The 939-nt window shown below is 51.8% G+C and carries 2 protein-coding genes; both read right to left on the reverse strand.

Translation table 11 applies throughout. The features are described 5' to 3' along the window. A partial coding sequence (locus ACTHUM_RS15440; RefSeq protein ID WP_440403344.1) for a single-stranded DNA-binding protein occupies window positions 1-521 on the reverse strand: 521 nt, incomplete at its 3' end. 1 nt (window position 522) lies between these two features. Continuing rightward, on the reverse strand, window positions 523-939 hold a 417-nt coding region (locus tag ACTHUM_RS15445; RefSeq protein ID WP_440403345.1), incomplete at its 5' end, for an MFS transporter.

Here is a 939-nt window from a genome sequence, read left to right on the forward strand (position 1 = left end):
GGAATATCGTCGTCGATATCATCAACCGGAGCAGTCGGTTGTACCGGAGCAGGACGACGGGCTGGGGCGGCTGGGGGTTCTTGAGCTGGAGCAGATTGGTATTGCTGTTGTGGCGCTTGTTGGTAACTGCTTTGGCTTGAATGACCGCCTTGGTTGTAGCCGTCATCGTATGGTGCGCCGCCGCTGTTGTCGTTGCGGCCGCCGAGCATTTTCATTTCGTTGGCGATGATGTCGTAAGCGGTGCGCTCGATGCCGTCTTTTCCTTGGTATTTACGGCTTTGGATACGGCCTTCCAGGTACACTTGGCTGCCTTTACGCAGGTATTGACCGGCGATCTCGGCGAGTTTGCGGTACATGGTGATATTGTGCCATTCGGTACGTTCTACGCGTTGGCCATTACGGTCGTTCCACGTTTCACTGGTGGCAACGCTGAAGTTACAGACGGCCTCGCCGTTGGGCATATAGCGGACTTCCGGGTCGCGGCCGAGGCGGCCGATGAGGATAACTTTATTCAATGACATTTTACACTCCTGTGATAATTTTTTCGGCGGCCTCTTGGTCGAATCCTTTTTGCAAGGCCTTGATATAAATGGTTTGTTTGTCTGCGCTAAAGCTGATGCTTTCAACGCCTTCAATTTCGGTCAATTTTTGGTAGAGCAAATCCGGATTTTGTTGCCATTCGGCGTTAAGCGGATAGCTGAGGTTTTTGACAGGTTTTGGTGCCGGCGAAATGACTGCCAATACCAGCCACAGCAACATCAATACGCTACAAAAGGCAAATACGCCTACAAAACCGTATTTTTGGAACAATAAACCACCGGTTGCGCCGCCGACAAATAAGCCGACCGACTGCATGGTGTTATACACGCCCATCGCGGTGCCTTTCAAATCGGACGGAGCAATTTTTGACACCATAGACGGCAGGCTGGCTTCCAATAC

The organism is Neisseria sp. P0021.S006 (assembly GCF_051956895.1).